Raw genomic sequence first — 21,742 nt, 5'->3', positions numbered from 1 at the left:
ATTCGATGGAACAAGCTGACGGCCCCGGCAGTCAGCTTATCTATCAATCGCACCCTGCCTGGAGATAGATCATGAGCGAGCTCAAACGCGTAGAACGCATCGAATCCACCCCGTTCCAGTCGCCTTCGCACAAGAATGTGCATGGCTGGGAGCGCGTCGGCTCGTTGACCGGCGGCGTGCTGATGGTCGGCAAGGGCCTGCGCCGTGGCGGCGTATTCGGCCTGCTGCAAGTGGCGCTCGGCGGCATGGCCGTAGCCCGTGGCATCACCGGACACTGCTCGGCGAAAAGCCTGTTGGAAAAAGGCCGTCAGGACATGAGCAACGTGCGGGCGAAGATCGAACGCGCCGGGGAAGAACTGAGCAAGTTGAAGACCAATGCCGAAGTGGCCACGGAAACGGCGACCGTCACCGGCAATGATTCGCTGACCTCGCCGAAGGCCGGCGTCTGAGGCTTTAAAGCAAAAGATCGCAGCCTGCGGCAGCTCCTACACGGAATCACGTTTTCCATTGTAGGAGCTGCCGAAGGCTACGATCTTTTGATTTTTACGGGTTCAACAACTCACCACCTCATCAACCCGCGCGAAAAATCAGATGATCTTCCCAGTCATCCTCCGGCACGCTGCCTTCGGCGAGCATGCGCCCGGACTGGGAAATCCGCTCATGGTGCACCGCGTCGCGGTCGCCACACACCAGGTGATGCCATAACGGCAGATCCTTGCCCTCGCTGACCAGACGATAACCACAGGTCGGCGGCAGCCACTTGAATTCCTCCGCCTGACCCGGCGTGAGCTGAATGCAGTCAGGGACAAACTTGATCCGGTTCGGATAATCGCTGCACTGGCAGGTTTTCAGATCCAGCAGTTTGCAGGCGATGCGCGTGTAATAGACGCTGTTGTCTTCTTCGTCCTCGAGCTTTTGCAGGCAGCACAGACCGCAGCCGTCGCACAGCGATTCCCATTCCTCGTGATCGAGTTGATCGAGGGTTTTGCGTTTCCAGAACGGTTCGACTATGGCGGCCATGGCTCAAGCATCAACATCAAGGTGGTGAAAAGGCCGCCAGTCTAGTGCCAGCGGGCGCGGGGGCCAAGCGCTGGCGACTGCCGGTAAATCCGCTTGTCAGCGCCAGCGCCGCCCACTGAGCAACCTGGTGACTACCCTTTGAAACCAATGTGGGAGCGAGCCTGCTCGCGAAAGCGCTGTGTCAGACACGCTGTTGTCGACTGACACGCCCTCTTCGCGAGCGGGCTCGCTCCCACGATGATCGGCGCTGGATCAATATCCGCGGGTGAAATCTACCTCGCCACGCAACGCTTCACCTGCCTCATACGCTTTCAGATTCTGCACAAACAAATCCACCATCAGCGCCGGCGAGGTCGGTGCCGAGCTGTGCCCGGTCAGGAGCAAGCCCCACGCGGTCCAGAACGGGTGACGTTGCGGCAATGGCTCCTGACGGCAAACGTCGATCACCGCGCCGGCCAGATGCCCTTCCTTCAAGGCTTCTACCAGATCGGCATCGACCACTGCGACGCCACGCCCGGCGTTGATGAACAATCCGGTCGGCTTGAATTGCTTGAACAGCGCCGCGTCGTAGATATCGTGGGTGTGTTCGGTGTTCGGCAGCAGATTGACCACGTAATCCACTTCGCCCACCAATCGCGGAAGATCGGCCAGCGCGCCGACTTCGACAAATGGCGCCTGTTCGCGGGCACTGCTGGCGATACCGTACAGCTCGACGCCGAACGGCCGCAGAAACTGCGCAACGCTCTGGCCGATGTCACCGGTGCCGACGATCAGCACCTTGCGCCCTACCAGACTCTGGCCGCTGCGGTTGTCCCACTTGCGCTCGACCTGGCTGACCAGCCGCGCCAGCACTTCGCGCTCGTGGCCGAGGATGTAGGTCAGCACGTATTCAGCCATGACCTGACCGAAAATCCCCACGGCGCGGGTCAGTCGATAGTCGCGGCGCAGGCCGTCGGCGAGCAGCGGCGTGATGCCGGCCCAGGTCGATTGCAGCCATTGCGGTTGATGGCCCTGGCGCAGCAAGGTCGCCAGCAGATCCGGCTGGCCCAGCCACACCGGGCAATCGGCGGCCTGACGCGCCAGTTCGGCGGAGTCGCCGCTGGTCAGGATTTCAAGCTCGGGCAGCGCCTGACGCAGCAGGCGGGCGTATATCGCGTAGTCGTGTTCGGCAATCAGAACGCGCATCTTCAAACCTTTCGCAAACCGTGCAGACAGCCGCCGGGGTCGGGCCGGCCATCGCGGTAAAAACAGTTCCAGGGTTAACCGAGGCCCAGAACAGGGCCTCGCGGGTCAGACCGGGTCGTTGCGTCGCAGCAACTCTTCGGGCAAGTGCTCGATGTACTCGTCCTCGGCCGGTGGCATTTGCAGGTGATAGCCCTGCTTGTCGAGGTTTTCCAGAACCACGGTGATGTCTTCGCTGGCCAGCTTGCGCTCGGGCGACAGCACCAGATCGAAGGAATGCTTCGCTTTGCCAAAAGCCGTCATCAGCGCTTCCGGCACGCGCTCGAGCGCATCGCTCTTGAGCACGTAGAGATACATGCCGCTGCGCTTGGAGCTTTGGTAGATGGAGCAAATACGTTTCAAGGCTGTTCTCCGGCGGTGGCCAAGCTGTCGAGCAGCTTCTGGCCGAGCAATTCGCGGCGCCAGCCACGCAGCGAATCGGGCAATTGGTAAGGCCCCTCGGGGAAGCCGCTTTTGACCAGGGCTTCGAGGGTTTTCTTGCGCAGCATCAGTTCCGGGGCAATACCCAAGCGTTCGGCCTCGGCCTGACCCAGCGCGCGCAGTTGTTTGATCAACGCAGCGGCTTCGATCGGCAACGGCTCCGGCACTGCCGGCGGCCATTGATCTGGCCCCACACTGCCAGAGCGCTTGATCAGATCAAGCAGAAACTGACCGTCCTGACGTACGGTACGCGGGTGCATGTCTTCAATCTTGCCCAGCGCCGCGAGGTTATCCGGCTGCGTGCGGGCCAAGGGCCACAGCGAGTGTTCACGGACGATGCGGTTGCGCGGCAGGTCGCGGGCGCGGGCTTCTTTTTCGCGCCAGGCGCACAGCTCACGCAGCACGGCGAGTTGTGCACGGGACAACTTCCATGCCAGTTTCGCCTCGCGATACACCTCGTAAGGATCGGTTTCGCGGCGCAGGTTGGCGACCAGTTCGGCGCCATCCTCCAGCACCCAGGCGAACTTGTCGTCGGACAGCTTGGGCCGCAACTCGACGAACACCTCGGCCAGATGCACGGCATCTTCGGCGGCATAGCTGATCTGGGTTTCGGACAGCGGTCGCTGCAACCAGTCGGAACGGGTTTCGCCCTTTGGCAGGTCGATGCCGAGCACCTCCTGCACCAGACGCGAGTAGCCCATCGAAAAGCCGAGGTTCAGGTAAGCGGCGGCCAGTTGCGTGTCGAACAGCGGCGCCGGCAGGCTGCCGGTCAGGCGCAACAGCACTTCGAGGTCTTCGCTGCAGGCGTGCAGGACTTTGAGCACCGCCGGGTTTTCCAGCAACGCGGCCAGAGGTTGCCAGGCGTTGATGGTCAGCGGATCGATCAGGTAGGCGCGTTTGCCGTCGCCGATCTGCAACAGGCCGGCAATCGGGTAGAAGGTGTCGACCCGCATGAATTCGGTGTCGAGGGCAACGAACGGCAGCTGCTGCCACTCGGCGCAAAACTGCGCGAGGCTTTCGTTGTCGCGAATCCAGTGAATATCGATAGCCACACGGCTCTCCCTTGAAGAATGGCGCGCAGTATATATCGCCACCGACGATTTACGCGCCTTTGAAGGGCAAGAGCTGTAAGGAAATATCTTGCCTGTCAGCAAGAATAGTCTGACAGCAGAAACAGAAAGGCCCGTCGCATTGGCGCGACGGGCAGGAAACGCTTCACTGCTTGGCCAACACGCCGTCGATCACCGCGCCACGACAGCCGGCAAACATGTCCAAGGCAGGTTGATAGACGCTGCTGCGCACTTCCAGCAGGCCGAGCATCGAGTGGAACAGATTGTCCTGGCTCAGCGGCTTGTCCCGGCTCAGTTGCAGGCAATGGGTGTCGACCGAATAGGCCTTCTGATAGCTGTCAGAGAACCACGCCAGCATCGCTACATGCTTCTGTTGCTCGGGCGCCAGCATATAAGGCGTGCCGTGCAGAAACAGGTTGTACTCGCCCAGCGATTCGCCGTGGTCCGACAGATAGAGCATGGCGGTGTCGACTTTGTCCTGATTGCTGCGCAGCACATCGATCAGGCTCGCCAGCACATGGTCGGTGTAGACCAAGGTGTTGTCGTAACCGTTTACGATACTTTCGCGGCTGCAATTGTTCAGCGCGTTACTTTCACAGACCGGAGTGAAGTGTTCGTACTCCTTGGGATACCGCTTGAAGTAGTCCGGGCCGTGACTGCCCATCTGGTGCAGAACCAGGACGGTGTCCTTGTCCAAGTGATCGATAAAACTTTGCAGCCCTTGCAGGAGGATTTCATCGCGACATTCGCTGTTGGCGCACAACGCCGGGTCTTGCAACTTGCTGACATCCTGCACCGTGACGCGGTCGCAAGTGCCTTTGCAGCCGGACTGGTTATCGCGCCAGATCACATCAATGCCGGCGCGCTTGAGTACGTCGAGCAAGCCCTCCTCATTCCTGGCCTTGCTGGCGTTGTAATCCTTGCGGCCCATGTTGGAGAACATGCACGGTACCGAGACAGCCGTTTCCGTGCCGCAGGAATGCACATCAGTGAAAGCGATCAGGCCAGCCTCTTTGTCCAGTTGCGGGGTGGTGTCTCGGTCGTAACCGAGAATGCCGAAGTTCTGCGCCCGCGCACTTTCCCCTACCACCAGCACGGTGAGGGATTTGCGTGGCTGTAGCTGCAAGTCGGGGTTGCGCTGGGCATCTTCGCCGATCTTGATGAACGGCTGCTGCGCCGAGACAACTTGCTCTTGCAGATAACCAATGGATGCGCCGATGTAATTGCTCGGCACCAGCATCAGGCGAATTTCGTGGTGATTGCGAAACAGCGACGACAAACCTTGATAGTTGGCCAATGCCACAACGCCGATCACCGCCGCCGAGGCAACACTGACAATAACTTTGCTGAACAACTCGCGATGCCAGCGCCGATAATTGACCGGTACTTTCCACAACAACAAACACGGCAAAACACCCAGCAAGAGAATATAAGCGAACAACTTCAACGAAAGCAGATCACGCACTTCCGTCGCGTTGGTCTCGGCAAAGTTGCGCAACATGCCCGCATCAATCATGACGCCATATTGGCTCATGAAATAAGCCACGCCGGCGCTGACTAAAAACAAAAGAGTCAAAAGTGGTTTAAGCAGTGGCCGGAACGCGAATATCGTCAGCACGATATTGAACGCGGCAAGGATCATCACGCCGAACGCCACGCGCATGGCGATGCCCTTGCCATCGGCGGCGGTGATCTCGAACAGGTGTTGCCAAAGCACCAGATTGAAACCGAGCAACAAAAAGGCGCTGGCAAACAACGTCACCCATTCCGGGCGCACGGCTTTTAACTTCAACATGATGAGTGACTGTTCCTGAAAGAAGAGCCTCGTCGATTGTGAAAAATTCATTCACCGAGGCATGCCAAACTTTAGGCAGGCATGGATCAATTTTTCGTGAAAAAGATGCTAATGATTAGTTGCCTCGGAGTACGAACGTGAAAGTTTGCGAGTATTTGAGAATGATTCAGGGTTTATTCAGTTTCAGGCACTTCACAATGTCCTCTGTGGGAGCGAGCCTGCTCGCGAAAGCGCAATGTCAGCAAATGAATGTTTGTCTGGAGGAACGCATTCGCGAGCAGGCTCGCTCCCACATCGGGACAGGGGTGTTATCGAGTTTTTAGGTCTGGCCCGGGGTTTTCTGATTTGCCGATGCGCGCGCCGCGACGCCTAATCATCAGCCTCTGCACTCAAAGGCCCGCTGATGAATCACTCCCGCCCCGCCGCTTGGCTGATACTCGCGATCATTCTTGTTGCACTTAATCTGCGCCCCTCAATGGCAGCCATCGGGCCGCTGCTGTCGGCGATCCGTAGCGATATACCGTTGAGCTTCACGCTTGCCTCTTTGCTGACGATGCTGCCGGTCATGGCCATGGGGCTGGCGATGTTCTTCGGCCTGCGCATCAGCCAGCGTCTGGGCGAACAACGCACGGTGCTGCTGTCGCTGCTTGTCATCGGGCTGGCGAGCCTGTCACGGCTGTTTATCGATTCTGCGGGCGAGCTGATCGTCAGCGCGATACTGGCCGGTATTGGCATAGCCCTGATTCAGGCATTGATGCCGGCGCTGATCAAGACGCGCTTTGCTGACAACGTGGCGTTGTGCATGGGCATCTACGTGACTTCGATCATGGGCGGCGCCGCGATTGCCGCATCGTTCGCGCCGCTGGTGATGGTGCAGACCGGCAGTTGGCGCATCGGGCTGGCCATCTGGGCGGCGTTGGCATTGGTCGCGTTGCTGGTCTGGTGCTTGCAGCCCGCGCAAGCCCTACCAAGGGTGACCCAGCGGGAATCTTTCATCACGCGCCGTCGCGCCTGGTTGCTGGCGATTTTCTTTGGCCTCGGTACGGCGTCCTACACCTGTGTCCTCGCCTGGCTTGCCCCGTATTACGTGGAAAAAGGCTGGAGTGAACAGAACGCCGGGCTGCTGTTGGGTTTTCTTACAGCGATGGAGGTCATTTCCGGCCTGGCAGTGCCTGCGATCGCCAATCGCAGCCGTGACCGGCGTGGGATATTGGCGGTTCTGCTGTTGCTGATCATCGGCGGTTTCTGCGGGCTGATTCTCGCCCCGCCATCTCTGGCCCTGTTATGGCCCTGTCTGTTGGGGTTGGGGATTGGCGGTCTGTTTCCGATGAGCCTGATCGTTGCACTGGATCACTGCGACGAGCCGCAGCGCGCCGGTGGCCTGACCGCGTTTGTACAGGGGATCGGTTATCTGATCGCAGGACTGTCGCCACTGTTGGCAGGGATGATTCGCGATCGGCTGGGCAGTTTCGAAGGCGCGTGGTGGGCGCTGACTGCAGTAGTGGTGCTCATGCTGCTGATGGTCGTGCGCTTCAACCCTCGCGACTACACACGTCACTTGCCCTGCCCGGGCTAGAGGCCTCTGGCCATCTTTTGCGCACGAGATTGGCAACGTCGTGTTGCTAAAAGTTTCTGTCCCACATGTGTCCGTGAAATGTCCTACGAGGGTTTCTCCTGGCACCATCGTTCCGTTAGGATCGTACGCACACGTTTGCGCGAATTCTGCGCGAGGGGCACAGCGAGACGGAACTCATGCTGAACAGTAATTTGCTTCGCAAGCTCGATATGCAGGACTTGATGGTATTCGTCGCCGTGTACGAGCAGAGCAGTGTCACCGATGTCTCGGAAACCCTGTTCGTCAGCCAGTCCACCGTCAGTTATTGCCTGAAGAAACTGCGCACCAGTTTCGAAGACGAACTGTTCATCAACACCCGCACCGGCATGCGCCCGACCTATAAGGCCTGCAGCATGTACGGCCATGTGCAGAAGATTCTCGAAAGCATCAACCTCTGTCATGCCGGCGCCCCGGCCTTCGACCCGAGCCGGCAGGCGGTGACTTTCAACATCTGCGCCCCGGAATACTTCGAGCAATTGATTCTGCCGCGTCTGTTGAAGCGCTTCGACTTCGATGACTTACCGGTGATGGTCAACATGCACAAATTCGAAACCGACGTTCCGGCCGAAGAGTTGCGCGACGGCAGCCTCGATCTGGTGATCAGTTTCGGCCCGCACTTTCACCGCCAGCATGCGGATCTGAAATCACGGATGTTGCTGGAAGATGACCTGGTCTGCGTCTTCGACAAACGCGCCACGCCACTCGAACCGCGCCTGAGCCTGCAAGCATTCACCGAACGTCGGCATGTGTTTCCAACGCCGTGGACTTCAAGCACCAACATGGTCGACGGCTGGCTCGCACGGCAAGCGCAAAAACGTCAGATTGTCGCGCGATCGAACAGCTACAGCGCCGCGTTGAAGATGATCACCGGCACCGATTTCATCCTCACCCTGCCCCGGCGTATCCAGCGTCTGCTGACCAACGACGCAGTGTTCAACCACTGCGAGGCGCCCAACGGCCTGCCGGGTTTCACCCTCGACATGCAGTGGAGCCAGAACGCCGATCAGGACAGCGCCAACGTCTGGCTGCGCGAGCAGGTGATTCAGGTGTGCAGCGAGCTGGACAACGCCTGAACGTCAGATGCCGATCGCGGCTTTGCTGTACGACTCGCGATCAATGTCGAGCAGTTCGACGCACAGTTGGACTTCGAGCCCGGCCGGCCATTCGCACAGTTCCTGCAACACTGCCAGCAGACTTTGCGAGAGCTGCTTCTTGATCTCCGCCGAGCGCCCGCTGAGCAAGGCCAGTTTCACATGGACGAAGGCACGCTCGCCCTGCGCCGTGCCGACCTTGAAGTTGTCGATCTTGATCGCGCGGCTCTTGATATCGAACTCCGCGCCGAACTGACCGGAACCGACCAGCGTGTTGTTGAGCCGGATCAGGGCGATGTCAGCGTTCAACTGCGTCAGGTTGGCGGTGTATTCCATGTGCAGGTGTGGCATTGCGGATCTCCAGTCGGCGGATGCGGGGCGTACATATACCACAATCACACAGCGTCATTTGTGGGAGCGAGCCTGCTCGCGAAAGCGTCCTTTCAGTTTGCACACCCGCGCCTGCTGAACCGCTTCGCGAGCAGGCTCGCTCCCACAGGGATACGTGGCATCTGTTAGATCTGAATAAGCGGCCGTTCACTCATGAATGCTTCCAGCCGCGAGCGCAGCCAGCGTTCGGCAGGGTCGCTGTCGACGTGGCTGAGCCAGACCATCGACAGGTCCAGTGTTGGCGTCTTGAACGGGAACGGTTCCTGGAACAGCGCCCCGGACGCCGCCATCGCCGCTGCGGTGTAATCCGGCAGGCTGGCGATCAGGTCGGTGCCGGCCAGCAAAGCCGGCAGTGCGCTGTATTGCGGCACCGACAACACCACCTGCCGCGTGCGCCCCAGTTCCGCCAGCCACTCATCGGCGTAGCCACTGACATTGGCCGTGTGCGACACCAGCACATGCGGGCGAGCGCAATATTCGTCGAGGGTCAGCGGCGTATCAGAGGCATCGGCGCGCAGGATGCTTGGCTGGATATGCCGCAGCAGTTTGCGTTTGGCGTTGGCCGGCAGGCCACGGGTCTGGCTGATGCCGACGGTGATATCGCCGGCAGCGAGCAGGTCGGGAATGCGCCAGTAATCGACATGTTGCACCACGAACACCACGCTCGGCGCCTCTTGGCGCAACGCGCGCAACAGCGGCGGCAGCAGGCCGAATTCGACGTCGTCGGACAGGCCGATGCGAAAGGTCATGGTGCTGGTGGCGGGATCGAAATCGCGGGTCAGGCTCAGCGCCGCCGAGAGTGAATCCAGTGCCGGTTTGAGATGGCGGTAAATGTCTTCGGCACGAGCCGTCGGTTCCATGCGATGGCCGACGCGGATGAACAGCGGATCGTTGAGCATCGTGCGCAAACGGTTGAGTGCCGAACTGATGGTCGGCTGGCCAAGAAACAGCTTCTCCGCCGCGCGGGTCACGTTGCGTTCGAGCATCAGGGTCTCGAACACCACCATCAGGTTGATGTCGGCCTTGCGTAGTTCATTGCGGTTCATCCTTTGCCCCTGCTCCCCGGAATAGCGGCAGTGTAGAAAGGCCCAAGAACCGCGTCTATGGGCCGCTGCGCCGAACAGTCACTGAAGGGTCAATGAAGCGTCAACGCCAGAATGCCAATGGCCAGTTTGCGCGGATCGAGTCCCATGCCCAGCGCTCTCGGGCTGACGGCATCGGCGTGCTGGAAACGAATCACCAGCACGCCTTCACGCTCAATGCGCTGCTGGACTTCAGCTGGCAGATCAACGCTGACAACGTTCGCTTCGGCCTTGAGCAAACGGGTGGAGAGCACCGGCACATCGTTGACGCTAATCTCCAGCCCCTGTTCGGTATGCGACGGCGCAATCAAAGCATTGGCTTCCAGCACAAATGATCTCACCGGGGCCTCGGGCCGCAGAATGATTTGCGATTCACTGCCCTCGGACCACGTACCCCACGGTTCGCTTTTCGACCATCCGCTGCCGAGGAAAAACGTCGCCAGGCTGGTAACGTTGAAGGTCACACGCTCGTTCGACTTCATTGGCGAAATCAGCGTAAGGGGATCGGCGGCCACGATGGGCGGGCAATCGGCGCAACGCTTCCAGCCGGGCGCCAGCACGTTCAAACCGTCGATTCTGGCGAGTACGTCAGTCTCGCGATTGAGAGTCAGCGCGGCCGGCAGCACAGTGCGGCTATCGAGTACATACAGCGTATCGGTGGCGTATTGACCAGAGCTGACCATCTGGTCGGCCACAGCTTGGGCCGCCTCGGTGGCCTTGGTACTCATGCGGCCGAGGTAGACCGCATTGGTCGGCAGATGATGGCGTCCCGCATACTCGGCCAGCGTTCGCCACTGCTCCGGATAATTCTCCGGGCGCAGCCAGCGCACCGCCTGATAATGGCGGGCTGCCTGATCCCAGAACTGATCAACCAGTGGCGTCGGCCATTGTGGCGCCGGCGTGGCCATGAACAGGTTGCGCGACTCTCCCCAACCGGAACGCGTATCCGCCACTTGCAGCAACAGGGCAATGCTCAGCAGAATCCGTGCCGTGCGCGAAGTATGGCCGCGAATCACCACGTACAGAATGGCGAAAATCGCCATGTACATGACAGGCCAGATCATCCGCCCCGAACCGCGAAAAATCGTCGCCACCGCCACCACCGCATCCGGCAGCGGGATGTGCAACTCGAATGGGCCGACCCCGATGTTGTTGGAAAACGCAAACAGCGCCAGGCCGGCGAGCGCGAGCAACAGCAACGGGTAGCGACGTGGCTTGAGGTGAACAGCCGTGCCGCGTTGCAGCCATGCCGCGAAGGCGCAGATGAACAGGAACACCACACCCAAACCAAGGAAAGCAAAACCGTCACCATCGCCCAACACACCGGGCATGTCGCGCAGGGCAAACGACCAGGTTCCCGGGTCGAAAAAGCTCAGCACATTGGCGCGGAACAGACCGTAGCCCATCAGTGCCAGACCGTCATCGCCGACGCTGAAGTAGCCCGCCTGCCAGCAACACAGACTCACCAGCAAAAACAGACCGATCAGTTCGGCCACAGCTTTGCGCGGCGCCAGATGTCGCCGCAGGGTGTGTGCTGCGAGATCGGCGAGCCAGATCAGCGCAATCATCGCCAGCAAATAGGCGTGAATCAGCGCGGCCGCCGCCAGCAACGTTCCCCAGGCCAGAGAGCGCTTGGGCGTGAAGGGCCGCAGCGCCAGGTACAGCGCGGCCAGCAACATGAAATGCCCGCCCAGGGACAGGTGCACGCTCATGCGGATCAGCATGGCCGGAACGAATAAAAACAGCCCGGTGCCGAGCAACCGCAGAACCGCGTCGCGGGTCACCAGGCCGAGCAGTTTCCAGGCAAACCAGCTCTGCAGAATGAAGCAGGTCAGCAACCACAGTCCGAAATACTGAAACGGCTCCGGCAACAGCGCCGAAAACGGCTTGAACAGAAAGGCAAACAGCGGATTGGAATCGGAAAAGATCAAGCCATTGCTCAATTCAAGTCCATAAGACGGATTGAGCCCCAGCGGAAAGCTCCATGGCGAGTGCCGGAAAAACACCCAACCCTGGTAATGGGTGGCCGGGTCGCCGTCGCCCAGCCAGGCAATGTTCATCGGGTTCAACGCCCGTGGGCCGACCACGATAAAAAAGGCCAGAATGCCTAGCAGCACAGGCAACAGCGCAGCCGCCCGAGAGGTTGAGCAAAGCTTCATCGATACGTCCAGAAATTATGCAAAACGAATGTGAACGCCGGCACCGTCATGGCCACGGCACCGATCCCGAGCAGATAATGCAACCCCGCCACTTGCGCCGCCCAGGCAACCAGCATCGCCAATAGAAAACCGCCCGCCGAGACCGACACAAAGCGCAGTAACGTGCGCCCGTGCAGGCGAGCTGAAAAGCTCCAGGTGGTATTGATCACATAAGACACAACGGTCGCCACGGCAAAGGCGAAACCATTGGCCAGCGGTGGTTCGGGCGCGATGAAGCGGATGAACATCACGGCCACCAGCGCATGCAGCGCAGTGACGAACAGCCCGGTCAGGGCAAAGCGCAGACCACGGCGAACCAACGCTGAACGATCACTGTCGATCACGGTTTCTGCGCCAGCACAAAGACGCTCAAACCGGCCAGCCGGTTGCTGCCCATCAACGGCAACTCCAGTCGGCAAAGAGTCTTGAGCACGCTGTTGACCCACGGGTGATGACGCTTGAGTTGCGACTGCGGCCGTGCGGTTTGCGAACCTTGAGGTATCAGGCGCAACGCTGCGGCGATAGGAAACACCGCACCGAAATAATAGGTGCCGCGCTGCACGGTCAAACCGGCATCGCCCGCCAGGGTTTCGAATTGCGCGAGGGTGTAGCGGCGCTTGTGCTCAAGAAAATCATCATGACCGCTCCAGAGAAACTGAAACGCCGGCACCGTCATCAGAAAACGACTGCCCGAAGGCACTTTATCGACATAGTTTTTGAGCAGGCCGAGGTCGTCGTCGACATGCTCGAGCACGTCCATCAGTAACACCAGATCGGCATCGATGCTGTCGATGCCGCGGCGGTAATGCACCGGTTTGCCCGCGGTGGTGGCGCTTGAATCGGCGGGGTAACTGATGTCGACGCACCACGCCTCATGCGCGTCGGTGTGGGTCAGCAGATGATGCGAGAAAAACCCCGAGCCGGCACCGACATCGAGTATTCGTCGGATCGGCATGTTACCCAGCAATCGCCGGGTCGCCGCCGCTTTGCAGCAGTAATACCAATGCTCATCGATGCTGTCGCCGAGGATGTCGGTTTCCTTGAGATCCATCTGTCAGTCCTTGGGGTCGTAAACGCGACGCACCAGAAAAACCGGCCGGCGTTTGGATTCGATATAGGTGCGGCCAAGGTATTCGCCGAGTACGCCAATGCCGATCAATTGCAGACCGCCAAGGAACGTGACTGCGACCATCAGCGAGGCATAACCAGGCAAGTCGACACCGTGGATCAGTGTGCGCAGGACAATGAACATGGCGAACGCAAACGACACCAGCGAAACCGTTGCCCCCAGGTAAGTCCAGACCCGCAGCGGCTCGGTGCTGAAACTGGTGATGCCTTCGAGGGCGAAGTTCCACAGCCGCCAGCCATTGAATTTGCTTTGCCCGGCCACGCGCTCGGGGCGCTCGTAGTCGACATGAGTGGTGCGGAAACCGACCCAGGCGAACAGACCTTTCATGAAGCGGCGCGACTCAGGCAGAGTCAGCAAGGCATCGACCACGCAGCGGTCCATCAGGCGGAAGTCGCCAACGTTCTCCGGCAACGGCTGTTCGGCGATGCGGTTGTGCAGGCGATAGAACCAGTGGGCCGAGGTCGATTTGGCCCACGTGTCGCTGCGGCGGCTGACACGATGCCCCAGCACCACTTCGTAACCTTCGCGCCAGCGCTCGATCATCTGCAAAATGACTTCCGGCGGGTCCTGCAGATCGGCGTCGATCGGTACCACGATCTGCCCGGTGGCCATTTGCAGACCGGCCGACAACGCCGCTTCCTTGCCGAAGTTGCGGCTTAGATCGACGATGCGCAGACGCGAGTCTTGCCGCTGCCGCTCAAGCAAGCGCTCAAGGGTGGTGTCGGTGCTGCCATCGTTGATGAAGACCAGTTCAAGATCGATCAGTGCCTGCGTCTGAAAGACGTCGTCGATGCGCGAAAGAAAGCTGTCGAGGCTGTCGGCCTCGTTGAAAACGGGGATCACCAGCGACAACGTCACCTGCCCGGCCTGTTGCGTTCCGTGCTCAGTCAAAGGAGTGCTCTTTTTATAGTTTGTCGGTCATCGAAAGTCTTTCGAGGCCATGAGCCGTGCCGTATTAAGCAGCAGCCGGCACGCACGTGCAAGCAGGACACGGCGTCATATCGGCCAATTCGCCGGGCAGTCGCGGCGCTCTGGCCAGCGTCTTTCAGAAACATCCGCGAACGATTGGAAACAAATCCCCGATAGCCAAAAAAAACCGCTGCGCTAGGCTTGCGTCGATGCGCCACACAGGTGGGCGCGCCTATCGATCGCAGGGAGCGAACCGTATGTATTTCGAAATCTACCGACAAACCCGAGGCACCCCCAGCACTGGCAAAGGCCAATGGCGCTGGCGCCTGCGTGCGCGCAACCACGAGACGGTGGCCAGTGGCGAATCGTATGTGAACAAGGCTGATTGCCTGCACGTGATCAACCTGATAAAAGCAGTACAGGGCGAGACGCCGATCAAAGAGATCTGAACGAAACCACAGTCATCAAAGGTGCATGTGCTGCATTTGTTGCTTCCATGCACCCCGGCGCCTCTAGCAGCGCGCGCAGAGATGCGTCGACAGTGGAGCGAAGCGGGAAAGCATCAGAGCTGTAATAGAACCACGCCGACCAATATGGCAATCACTGCCGATATCGCCAGCACTTGCGTCGAGGTCAAGGCCAGCGCTGCATCCCTGGAACGGCCGACGAAGCGGCCGCGAATCTGATGCCGATCCGGCTGCGCTTCGAACAGGTTGTCCGGGTGCTCGTTGTCTTCAGGCTCGTTGGTCTGCTGACCGGACCATGCACTTCGCGCCATCAAACGGTCGAGCAGACCGGGCATGACCGACTGCCCAATAATCGCTTTGATCGTCGACCACCCTAGCCACAACTCTCGCGGAGGATGCTTTACCACACTGAAAATCGCCCGTGCCGCTACGTCGGGGTCGTGAATCGGTGGCACCGGTTGGGGACGCTTGGGCAATTTGTTGCGCGCCCAGTCAAACTGCGGGGTATTGATCGCGGGCAATTGCACCATGCACACGCGAATATGGCTGCGCTCATGCAGCAACTCACAGCGCAACGAGTCGGTAAAACCGCGCACGGCAAATTTTGCCCCGCAGTAAGCGGCCTGCAACGGAATGGCCCGATAGGCCAGCGCCGAGCCGACCTGAATGATCAGTCCCTTGTTGCGTGGGCGCATCAACGACAGCGCTGCCAACGTGCCATGAACCGTGCCGAGATAGGTCACCTGAGTGACGCGCTCGATCTCGGCGGCGGACAATTGTTCTATCGGCGAGAGCACCGTGACCATCGCTGCATTGACCCACACCGCCAGCGGCCCGAGCGTGGCTTCCAGTTGCTGCGCGGCCTCTTGCACGGCGAGCGCATCGGCGACATCGACGCTAACGGTTTCAACCTGAACGCCATACGCTTGCAGTTCCTCTTGCGTGACGGCCAGGCCCGCCGGATCACGCGCCAACAGTCCGATGCGGTAGCCGCCAGCGGCAAACCGATGGGCCACCGCTCGCCCTACGCCAGCACTGGCGCCGCTAATCACCACCAAAGATTGCTCCTGCATGAACCGTCCTCGTCGACGCTCAGTCGATCGGCCCGTTATTGATCATCAAGTCATCGCTCACTGCCAATATCTCCTCGGGGATCGGGTCCCTCACTGGTTGTTCAATGCAGTCTTTAGGATGGACGCCGAACGTGCGCCGTCAGTTCGTTTTTTCAGCCGAGCATCAAGCGCAGCTTGCGCAAAAGGTCCACCGGCGCGTAGGGCTTGGCGATCAATTCGAACTCATTGTCAGCCAGCTCATTGGGCGTCGACTCGTCCGCGCAGTACCCGGTCGTCAGCAGGATCTTCATGGCCGGATAGCGCTGGCTGATTTCCCGCGCCAGTGCCAGCCCGTTCATCTCGCCCGGCATGACCAAATCGGTGAATACCAGGTCGTATTCGCTACTCTGCAGCACGGCCAGTGCCTCGCTCGCATCTGCAGCGAGGTCGGTGTGGTAACCCTGTTCGGACAATACAAAGCGCGCCAGTTCAGCGACTTCGGCGCGATCCTCGACGATCAGGATGCGCTCCGTGCCCTTGAGATTTTCTGCGGCTTCAGCGGAGCCAGGTGCCGATAGCTGACTGTCATCCGCAGGGAAGAACAGGCGCACCGTGGTACCGAGCCCCGGCGTCGATTCGATTTTGACCACACCGCCGGATTGCTTGACGAAGCCGTAGACCATCGATAGCCCGAGGCCAGCGCCGCTACCTTCCTCTTTCGTGGTGTAGAACGGCTCCATGACCTTGTCGAGATCGTCGGCGGCAATGCCCACGCCGTTATCGGCGATCGCAATGCAGACGTAACGCCCCGCCGCCAATCCGCCCTGGTGCGGATCGGTCGCGTCCGGGACCACGACGTTGCGGGTCAGCACGGTAATCGCTGGCTGTTGCCGGTCAACCAATGCGTCGCAAGCGTTGGAAAGCAAATGGTTCAGCGCCATCTCGGCCTGCGCCGGGTCGAGCCGGCAGTTCCACAAGTCCTCGGCCAGTTCGAATCGCGGTTCCAGATCGGCGGATTCATGCGTCGGCAGCGCAGAGCGCTCAAGCAAGGCATTGAGATTGATCACCCGGCCTTCGAGCCGTTGTCGGCGGGAGAATGCCAGCAGATGCTGGGTCAGCAAACGTGCTTTTTCCGCCGCCGCGCGAGCGTGGCCGGCGCCTACCACGATGCGTTGCGGATCAATGCTCGGCCGCTTGGCGGTGTGCTGGATCAGCTCGATGTAGCCGATCATCACTTGCAACAGATTGTTGAAATCGTGGGCGATGCCACCGGTCAACTGGCCCAGCGCTTCCATGTTCTCGCTGTAGCGCAGGCCGTCCTCGGCGTCGCGTCGGCGGCTGACGTCCATTTGCGAAGCGAAGAAATACACCAGTTGCCCGCGCTCGTTGAACAACGGCGCGATGAACAGCTCGTTCCAGAACGACGATCCGTCCTTGCGATAGTTGAGCACCTCCACGCAGGTTTCGTGTTGATGTTTCAGCGCTTGCTTGACCCGTTGCAACACCGCGCGATCAGTCTGCTCGCCTTGCAGAAACCTGCAGTTACGCCCGAGCACTTCTTCCAGCTCGTAGCCGCTGAGTTCAAGAAACGCATTGTTGGCAAAAATGATGGGATCGTCGGGCTGCGCTGGATCGGTGACAATCATGGCCATGCGGCTGACCTGCACCGCCGCGAAAAACACATCTTTGCGTTCTTGCGAAAGGGTCGCCGCATCGGCGCGGTCGACGATCGGCCTGGATTTTCTGGGCAAGTTGACCTCCGCTAAGTGACTCCGTTTCGCTGTGACCATCATCAGCGAGCGAAGTGCCGAGGCCGGACACCGCCAGGGCGGGTGTCCGATGAATTGTCGCATTCCATCGATGGATCCGAATCGCCTCGCTGATTGTCGAAAGCTCACCGAGAACTGCACGCAAGATCTGAAATCCGATCCGCCAGGGAGAACCACCGTGGATTTGTTGTTTCTGGGCACGTCTGCCGGCGTGCCGACCCGCCAGCGCAACGTCAGCGCGACTGCATTGATCGCCTCTGCCGGCAAGGGCTGGTACCTGATCGATTGCGGTGAAGGCACTCAGCATCAGGTGCTGCGCACGCCGCTGTCGCTGAGCGAGTTGCGGGCGATTTTCATCACTCATGTGCATGCCGATCACTGCCTGGGCTTGCCGGGCCTGCTGGCTAGCACCGGCATGTCCGGACGCACGCGACCACTGGACATTATCCTGCCGACAGCGCTGCATCCCTGGCTGAAAATGAGTCTGGAGGTGACGCAATCGTATCTGCCGTTCGAGATCAACCTGCATGCTGTGGAAACGCTTACAGAGTGGCGCAGCGTCAACGTTCAGGTGCAGACCGTTGAGTTGTCGCACCGCGTGCCGTGTCATGGTTATGTGTTCACCGAGTCCGACCCGGAACCGCGTCTGGAAGTGCAGCGCCTGGATGCCGAGGGTATCGAACGCGGCCCGCTCTGGGGTCAGTTGGCCCACGGTCAGGACGTGGAGGTTGACGGACGGATGCTGCACGCTCGCGACTATCTGCTGAGTTCACGACCTGATCGACGCATCATTGTCTGCGGCGATAACGATCGGCCGGCACTGCTGGCCGAAGTGGCGCAATCGGCAGATGTGCTCGTGCATGAAGCGACATTCGTGCAGGCAGCAATCGACCGCGCTCGTGCCAGTTACGGCCACAGCAGCGCCGCCGCTGTCGCCGGTTTCGCCGAATCAGCCGGGGTGCGCAATCTGGTGTTGACGCATTTCAGCGCGCGCTATCAGGCCAATCCGGCGGTGAGCCCGTCGATCGAGGATGTGCGCAACGAAGCGGCAGCGTTGTATCACGGCCAACTGATTCTGGCGCGGGACCTGCAGCGTTATCACCTCGACCGCTTGGGGCATTTGCAGCCCGTAGCGATCGAGCGCAAATCTTTGCAAGTCACCAAGATTTCACAGTGATTAACCGGGGCGCGCCGGCTGATGTCAGGCGCGCGCCCCATCAAGCGCTCATAGACGATCTTCGCCCGTGCTTCAGCTGCGATGTTGGAGCGCATGTCGGCGGTAGGCTCACCGACGGTGTCGATATACGCCGCCGTCCATGGCACGCCGGCCGAGACTAACGCAGCAAATGCACCACCAACCCAACCAACGCACAGCCCAGCAACACCTGAATCACTCCGCGTTTGAAGCGAAACAGCGCAACGGCTGCCGCAATGGCGATCAATGCCGAGGGCCAATCCAGGCTGCCGCTGAAACCCTGCGGCCAGAGCACGTGATAGCCGAAGAAACACGCCAGGTTGAGAATCACGCCGACCACCGCAGCGGTGATCGCGGTAAGCGGGGCGGTGAATTTGAGTTCGTCGTGCGTCGACTCCACCAGCGGGCCGCCGGCGAGGATGAACAGGAATGAGGGTAGAAAGGTAAACCACGTCACCAGCGCGGCGGCGACCGCTCCGGCGAGGAACACCTGATCGGCGCCGAACACCTGCGTCACATAAGCGCCGACAAAACCGACGAACGCCACCACCATGATCAGCGGCCCTGGCGTGGTTTCGCCCAGCGCCAGGCCGTCGATCATCTGTGTCGGGGTCAGCCAGCCGTAGTGACCGACCGCACCTTGATAGACATATGGCAACACCGCATAAGCCCCGCCAAAGGTGAGCAGCGAAGCTTTGGTGAAGAACCAGCTCATCTGCGTCAGCGTGCCCTGCCAGCCAAACAGCGCGGTCAACACGCCCATCGGCAATGCCCACAGCGCGGCGCCAATCACGGCGAGCATGGCCAGTTTCGTCCAGCTGAAACGGGCATGGGCCGGTGTTGGCGTGTCGTCGTCGATCAACGCCGCGCCGAAAGACTTCTTCGCCGCGCTATGCCCGCCGGCCCTGAATTTCTCCGGCGCCATTCGACCGCCGAAATAGCCAATCACCGCCGCGCCCAAAACGATCAGCGGAAACGGCAAATTGAACGCAAAGATCGCCGTAAACGACGCCGCAGCAATCGCCCACAGCCAGTTGTTCTTCAGCGCCCGCGAACCGATCCGATGGGCCGCCTGCACGACGATGGCCGTCACCGCAGGCTTGATCCCGTAAAACAGCCCGGCCACCACCGGCACCTCACCGAAGGCGATATAGAGCCACGACAGGAAAATCAGGATGAACAGCGAAGGCAACACGAACAACGCCCCGGCCACAATCCCGCCCCAGCTTCGATGCATCAGCCAGCCAATGTAGGTCGCCAGCTGCTGCGCCTCCGGCCCGGGCAGCAACATGCAATAGTTCAAGGCATGCAGAAAACGCCGCTCGGAAATCCAGCGTCGGCGCTCGACCAGTTCCTGGTGCATGATCGAAATCTGCCCGGCCGGCCCGCCGAAACTGATAAAGCCCAGCTTCAACCAGAACCAGAACGCCTCGCGCAAACTCACGCTCTGCGGCCTAACGTCATCATCACCCGCCAACGGCTGAACTTCACTCATCGAGCTGTTCCTTTTATGCAGTCGGCAGGTTGTACCCGAAAAGCATTGCGAACAAAACGCCAGAAACGAAAAAGCCCTCGTAATCAGCAATGATTACGGGGGCTTCGTCTTGTTCAATAATGGCGGAGAGATAGGGATTCGAACCCTAGGTACCGGTGAAGGTACAACGGATTTCGAATCCGTCCCATTCGGCCACTCTGGCATCTCTCCAACGGCGCGCATCATAACAACACTTTCGTCGGTTGCGAACCCCCCAAACGAAATTTTTTCCGTGCTATCAGATGCTTGCGTCGATTAAAGCGGTACGCCCAGACGAGCGGCGACTTCTTCGTAGGCTTCGATGACGTCACCGAGGCCTTGGCGGAAGCGGTCCTTGTCCATCTTCTTCTTGGTGTCCTTGTCCCATAGACGGCAGCCGTCCGGGCTGAACTCGTCGCCGAGGATGATGGAGCCGTCGCTGAACACGCCGAATTCAAGCTTGAAGTCGACCAGCAGCAGGCCGGCGTCGTCGAACAGTTTGCTCAGGACTTCGTTGACCTTGAGCGACAGTTCCTTCATGCGCACCAGTTGCTCGGCGGTGCCCCAGCCGAATGCAACAACGTGGGATTCGTTGATGAACGGGTCGCCCTTGGCGTCGTCCTTCAAGAACAGTTCGAATGTGTACGGGTTGAGCTTCATGCCCTCTTCGACGCCCAGACGCTTGACCAGGCTGCCGGCGGCGTAGTTACGCACGACGCATTCCACCGGGATCATGTCGAGCTTCTTCACCAGGCACTCGTTGTCGCCCAGCAGTTTGTCGAATTGGGTCGGCACGCCGGCCGCTTCGAGTTTCTGCATGATGAAGGCGTTGAACTTGTTGTTCACCATACCTTTGCGATCGAGCTGTTCGATGCGCTTGCCGTCGAACGCCGAAGTGTCGTTGCGAAACAGCAGGATCAAGCGGTCAGCGTCGTCGGTCTTGTAAACCGATTTGGCTTTGCCGCGGTAGAGTTCTTCACGTTTTTCCATGATGGGCTCCGCTTGCTAAGTAGGTGGGCTAGGCGATGTGGCGCCAGTCGAGCCCTGAATCTTGATCGGCCAGTTGCAGCCAGTCCGGGTCGCACCCGAGGGTGTCGACAAAACATTGCCGGGCCAGCTGCGGCAGGTTGTTCTTGCTGCTCAGATGGGCCAGCACCAGGTGTTGCAAACCCTGCCAGCCCAACTCGGCCACCAGGAATGCCGCCTGATGGTTGTTCAGATGTCCGCGTTCGCCGCCCACCCGCTGCTTGAGAAAGTACGGGTAGTGACCACGGGCCAGCATGTCGCGGCAATGGTTGGACTCGATCATCAATGCATCGAGGTCCCGATAGCCATCCAGCACCCGCTCGCAGAACGATCCCAGGTCGGTCAGCAGGCCGAAGCGCCGCTGTTCCTGATCGCTGAAGACGTACTGGGTCGGCTCCTGCGCGTCATGGGCCACGGCAATGACCCCGACGTTCAGTGGGCCGATCTGCAGTTGCTCGCCGCCGGCCAGAAAGCCTGCCGGTTCAAGCGGTTTGCGCATCCCGCGCAACGTGCCGCGACTGAGGTAGACCGGCAGATTGTAGCGCCGAGACAGCAAACCCACGCCATGCACGTGGTCGGCATGTTCGTGGGTCACGAGTATCGCGCTCAGTTGCGCCGGGTGCACACCCAGGCGCAACAGACGTCTTTCGGTTTCCCGCAGGGAAAAACCACAATCCACCAGCACGTACGTATCAGCACTGGCGATCAGCGTGCCGTTCCCTTGGCTACCGCTGCCGAGAACGGCAAAACGCATATCGG

21 protein-coding genes, 1 tRNA gene and 1 pseudogene are annotated in these 21,742 nt (G+C 60.0%); 5 read left to right on the top strand and 18 right to left on the bottom strand.

Annotated features, from left to right (window positions below; translation table 11 throughout):
- Positions 1–71 precede the first annotated feature (71 nt).
- Complete coding sequence (locus tag J2Y39_RS02160; RefSeq protein ID WP_252877654.1) at positions 72–449, top strand: DUF2892 domain-containing protein; 378 nt, start codon at positions 72–74, stop codon at positions 447–449.
- A 121-nt stretch (positions 450–570) separates the two neighbouring features.
- On the opposite strand, the gene J2Y39_RS02155 is transcribed toward J2Y39_RS02160, so the two are convergent.
- The 5 genes from J2Y39_RS02155 to J2Y39_RS02135 all read right to left on the bottom strand — a co-directional run bounded on the left by J2Y39_RS02155 (position 571) and on the right by J2Y39_RS02135 (position 5,547).
- Complete coding sequence (locus tag J2Y39_RS02155; RefSeq protein ID WP_016771232.1) at positions 571–1,020, bottom strand: YcgN family cysteine cluster protein; 450 nt, start codon at positions 1,018–1,020, stop codon at positions 571–573.
- Between the two features lie 252 nt (positions 1,021–1,272).
- Complete coding sequence (locus J2Y39_RS02150; RefSeq protein WP_041478849.1) at positions 1,273–2,205, bottom strand: D-2-hydroxyacid dehydrogenase; 933 nt, start codon at positions 2,203–2,205, stop codon at positions 1,273–1,275.
- A gap of 105 nt (positions 2,206–2,310) precedes the next feature.
- Positions 2,311–2,604, bottom strand: a complete 294-nt coding sequence (locus J2Y39_RS02145) for a YcgL domain-containing protein (RefSeq protein WP_041478850.1) — start codon at positions 2,602–2,604, stop codon at positions 2,311–2,313.
- Positions 2,601–3,734, bottom strand: coding sequence for a ribonuclease D (rnd, locus tag J2Y39_RS02140; protein ID WP_024012017.1), 1,134 nt, complete (start codon positions 3,732–3,734; stop codon positions 2,601–2,603). The genes J2Y39_RS02145 and rnd overlap by 4 nt, the downstream gene beginning before the upstream one ends.
- 163 nt (positions 3,735–3,897) lie before the next feature.
- Entirely contained in the window at positions 3,898–5,547 is a 1,650-nt protein-coding gene (locus J2Y39_RS02135) for a phosphoethanolamine transferase (protein WP_041478852.1), read from the bottom strand.
- Between the two features lie 403 nt (positions 5,548–5,950).
- Here J2Y39_RS02135 and J2Y39_RS02130 point away from each other — a divergent pair, with 403 nt between their 5' ends.
- Positions 5,951–7,123: a cyanate transporter gene (locus J2Y39_RS02130; RefSeq protein WP_310214793.1), complete on the top strand. Its 1,173-nt coding sequence runs from the start codon at positions 5,951–5,953 to the stop codon at positions 7,121–7,123.
- A 176-nt stretch (positions 7,124–7,299) separates the two neighbouring features.
- The gene (locus J2Y39_RS02125) at positions 7,300–8,235 is read left to right on the top strand and encodes a LysR family transcriptional regulator (RefSeq protein WP_056783567.1); all 936 of its coding nucleotides are present in this window, start codon (positions 7,300–7,302) and stop codon (positions 8,233–8,235) included.
- Between the two features lie 3 nt (positions 8,236–8,238).
- Here J2Y39_RS02125 and J2Y39_RS02120 read toward each other — a convergent pair whose 3' ends face one another.
- From J2Y39_RS02120 to J2Y39_RS02095, 6 genes are all read right to left on the bottom strand, one after another.
- Positions 8,239–8,604, bottom strand: a complete 366-nt coding sequence (locus J2Y39_RS02120; RefSeq protein ID WP_041478855.1) for a 5-carboxymethyl-2-hydroxymuconate Delta-isomerase — start codon at positions 8,602–8,604, stop codon at positions 8,239–8,241.
- Between the two features lie 164 nt (positions 8,605–8,768).
- Entirely contained in the window at positions 8,769–9,689 is a 921-nt protein-coding gene (locus tag J2Y39_RS02115) for a LysR substrate-binding domain-containing protein (RefSeq protein WP_056783563.1), read from the bottom strand.
- 89 nt (positions 9,690–9,778) lie between these two features.
- Positions 9,779–11,884 (bottom strand): DUF6311 domain-containing protein, encoded by a 2,106-nt coding sequence (locus J2Y39_RS02110; protein ID WP_310214790.1) that lies wholly within the window; start codon positions 11,882–11,884, stop codon positions 9,779–9,781.
- Complete coding sequence (locus tag J2Y39_RS02105; protein WP_252877648.1) at positions 11,881–12,267, bottom strand: GtrA family protein; 387 nt, start codon at positions 12,265–12,267, stop codon at positions 11,881–11,883. The genes J2Y39_RS02110 and J2Y39_RS02105 overlap by 4 nt, the downstream gene beginning before the upstream one ends.
- On the bottom strand, positions 12,264–12,974 hold the full coding sequence (locus J2Y39_RS02100) for a bifunctional 2-polyprenyl-6-hydroxyphenol methylase/3-demethylubiquinol 3-O-methyltransferase UbiG (protein ID WP_252877647.1): 711 nt from the start codon (positions 12,972–12,974) through the stop codon (positions 12,264–12,266). Before J2Y39_RS02100 ends, J2Y39_RS02105 begins: the two co-directional genes overlap by 4 nt.
- 3 nt (positions 12,975–12,977) lie before the next feature.
- Positions 12,978–13,943: a glycosyltransferase family 2 protein gene (locus J2Y39_RS02095; RefSeq protein WP_150636528.1), complete on the bottom strand. Its 966-nt coding sequence runs from the start codon at positions 13,941–13,943 to the stop codon at positions 12,978–12,980.
- Between the two features lie 275 nt (positions 13,944–14,218).
- Here J2Y39_RS02095 and J2Y39_RS02090 point away from each other — a divergent pair, with 275 nt between their 5' ends.
- A complete protein-coding gene (locus J2Y39_RS02090) occupies positions 14,219–14,410 on the top strand; it encodes a DUF1508 domain-containing protein (RefSeq protein WP_016771242.1) in 192 nt (63 codons plus the stop codon).
- Positions 14,411–14,523: 113 nt separating this feature from the next.
- Here J2Y39_RS02090 and J2Y39_RS02085 read toward each other — a convergent pair whose 3' ends face one another.
- Complete coding sequence (locus J2Y39_RS02085) at positions 14,524–15,501, bottom strand: SDR family oxidoreductase (protein ID WP_150636526.1); 978 nt, start codon at positions 15,499–15,501, stop codon at positions 14,524–14,526.
- 152 nt (positions 15,502–15,653) lie between these two features.
- Positions 15,654–17,231, bottom strand: a complete 1,578-nt coding sequence (locus tag J2Y39_RS02080; RefSeq protein WP_310214783.1) for a histidine kinase famiy protein — start codon at positions 17,229–17,231, stop codon at positions 15,654–15,656.
- A gap of 196 nt (positions 17,232–17,427) precedes the next feature.
- On the opposite strand from J2Y39_RS02080, the gene J2Y39_RS02075 reads away from it, so the two are divergent.
- Positions 17,428–18,426, top strand: coding sequence for a ribonuclease Z (locus J2Y39_RS02075; RefSeq protein ID WP_310214780.1), 999 nt, complete (start codon positions 17,428–17,430; stop codon positions 18,424–18,426).
- A gap of 23 nt (positions 18,427–18,449) precedes the next feature.
- Here the strand turns inward: J2Y39_RS02075 and J2Y39_RS02070 are convergent.
- From J2Y39_RS02070 to J2Y39_RS02050, 5 genes and pseudogenes are all read right to left on the bottom strand, one after another.
- Positions 18,450–18,602: pseudogene (locus tag J2Y39_RS02070) on the bottom strand (manganese catalase family protein); the annotation flags it as partial.
- Positions 18,584–19,939 carry a chromate efflux transporter gene (chrA, locus tag J2Y39_RS02065; RefSeq protein ID WP_310214777.1) on the bottom strand — a complete coding sequence of 452 codons (1,356 nt, stop codon included), beginning with the start codon at positions 19,937–19,939 and terminating at the stop codon, positions 18,584–18,586. The gene chrA and the pseudogene J2Y39_RS02070, both read right to left, overlap by 19 nt.
- 120 nt (positions 19,940–20,059) lie before the next feature.
- Positions 20,060–20,149, bottom strand: a tRNA-Ser gene (locus tag J2Y39_RS02060).
- Between the two features lie 84 nt (positions 20,150–20,233).
- The gene (gene purC / locus J2Y39_RS02055) at positions 20,234–20,947 is read right to left on the bottom strand and encodes a phosphoribosylaminoimidazolesuccinocarboxamide synthase (protein ID WP_310214774.1); all 714 of its coding nucleotides are present in this window, start codon (positions 20,945–20,947) and stop codon (positions 20,234–20,236) included.
- 28 nt (positions 20,948–20,975) lie between these two features.
- Entirely contained in the window at positions 20,976–21,737 is a 762-nt protein-coding gene (locus J2Y39_RS02050) for an MBL fold metallo-hydrolase (protein ID WP_310214771.1), read from the bottom strand.
- Positions 21,738–21,742: the final 5 nt, after the last annotated feature.

The organism is Pseudomonas sp. 2957 (assembly GCF_031456345.1).
Classification (GTDB): Bacteria; Pseudomonadota; Gammaproteobacteria; order Pseudomonadales; family Pseudomonadaceae; genus Aquipseudomonas; species Aquipseudomonas siliginis.
The sequence above is the reverse complement of the archived record's forward strand: the minus strand, read 5'-3'. Positions and strand labels throughout refer to the sequence as shown.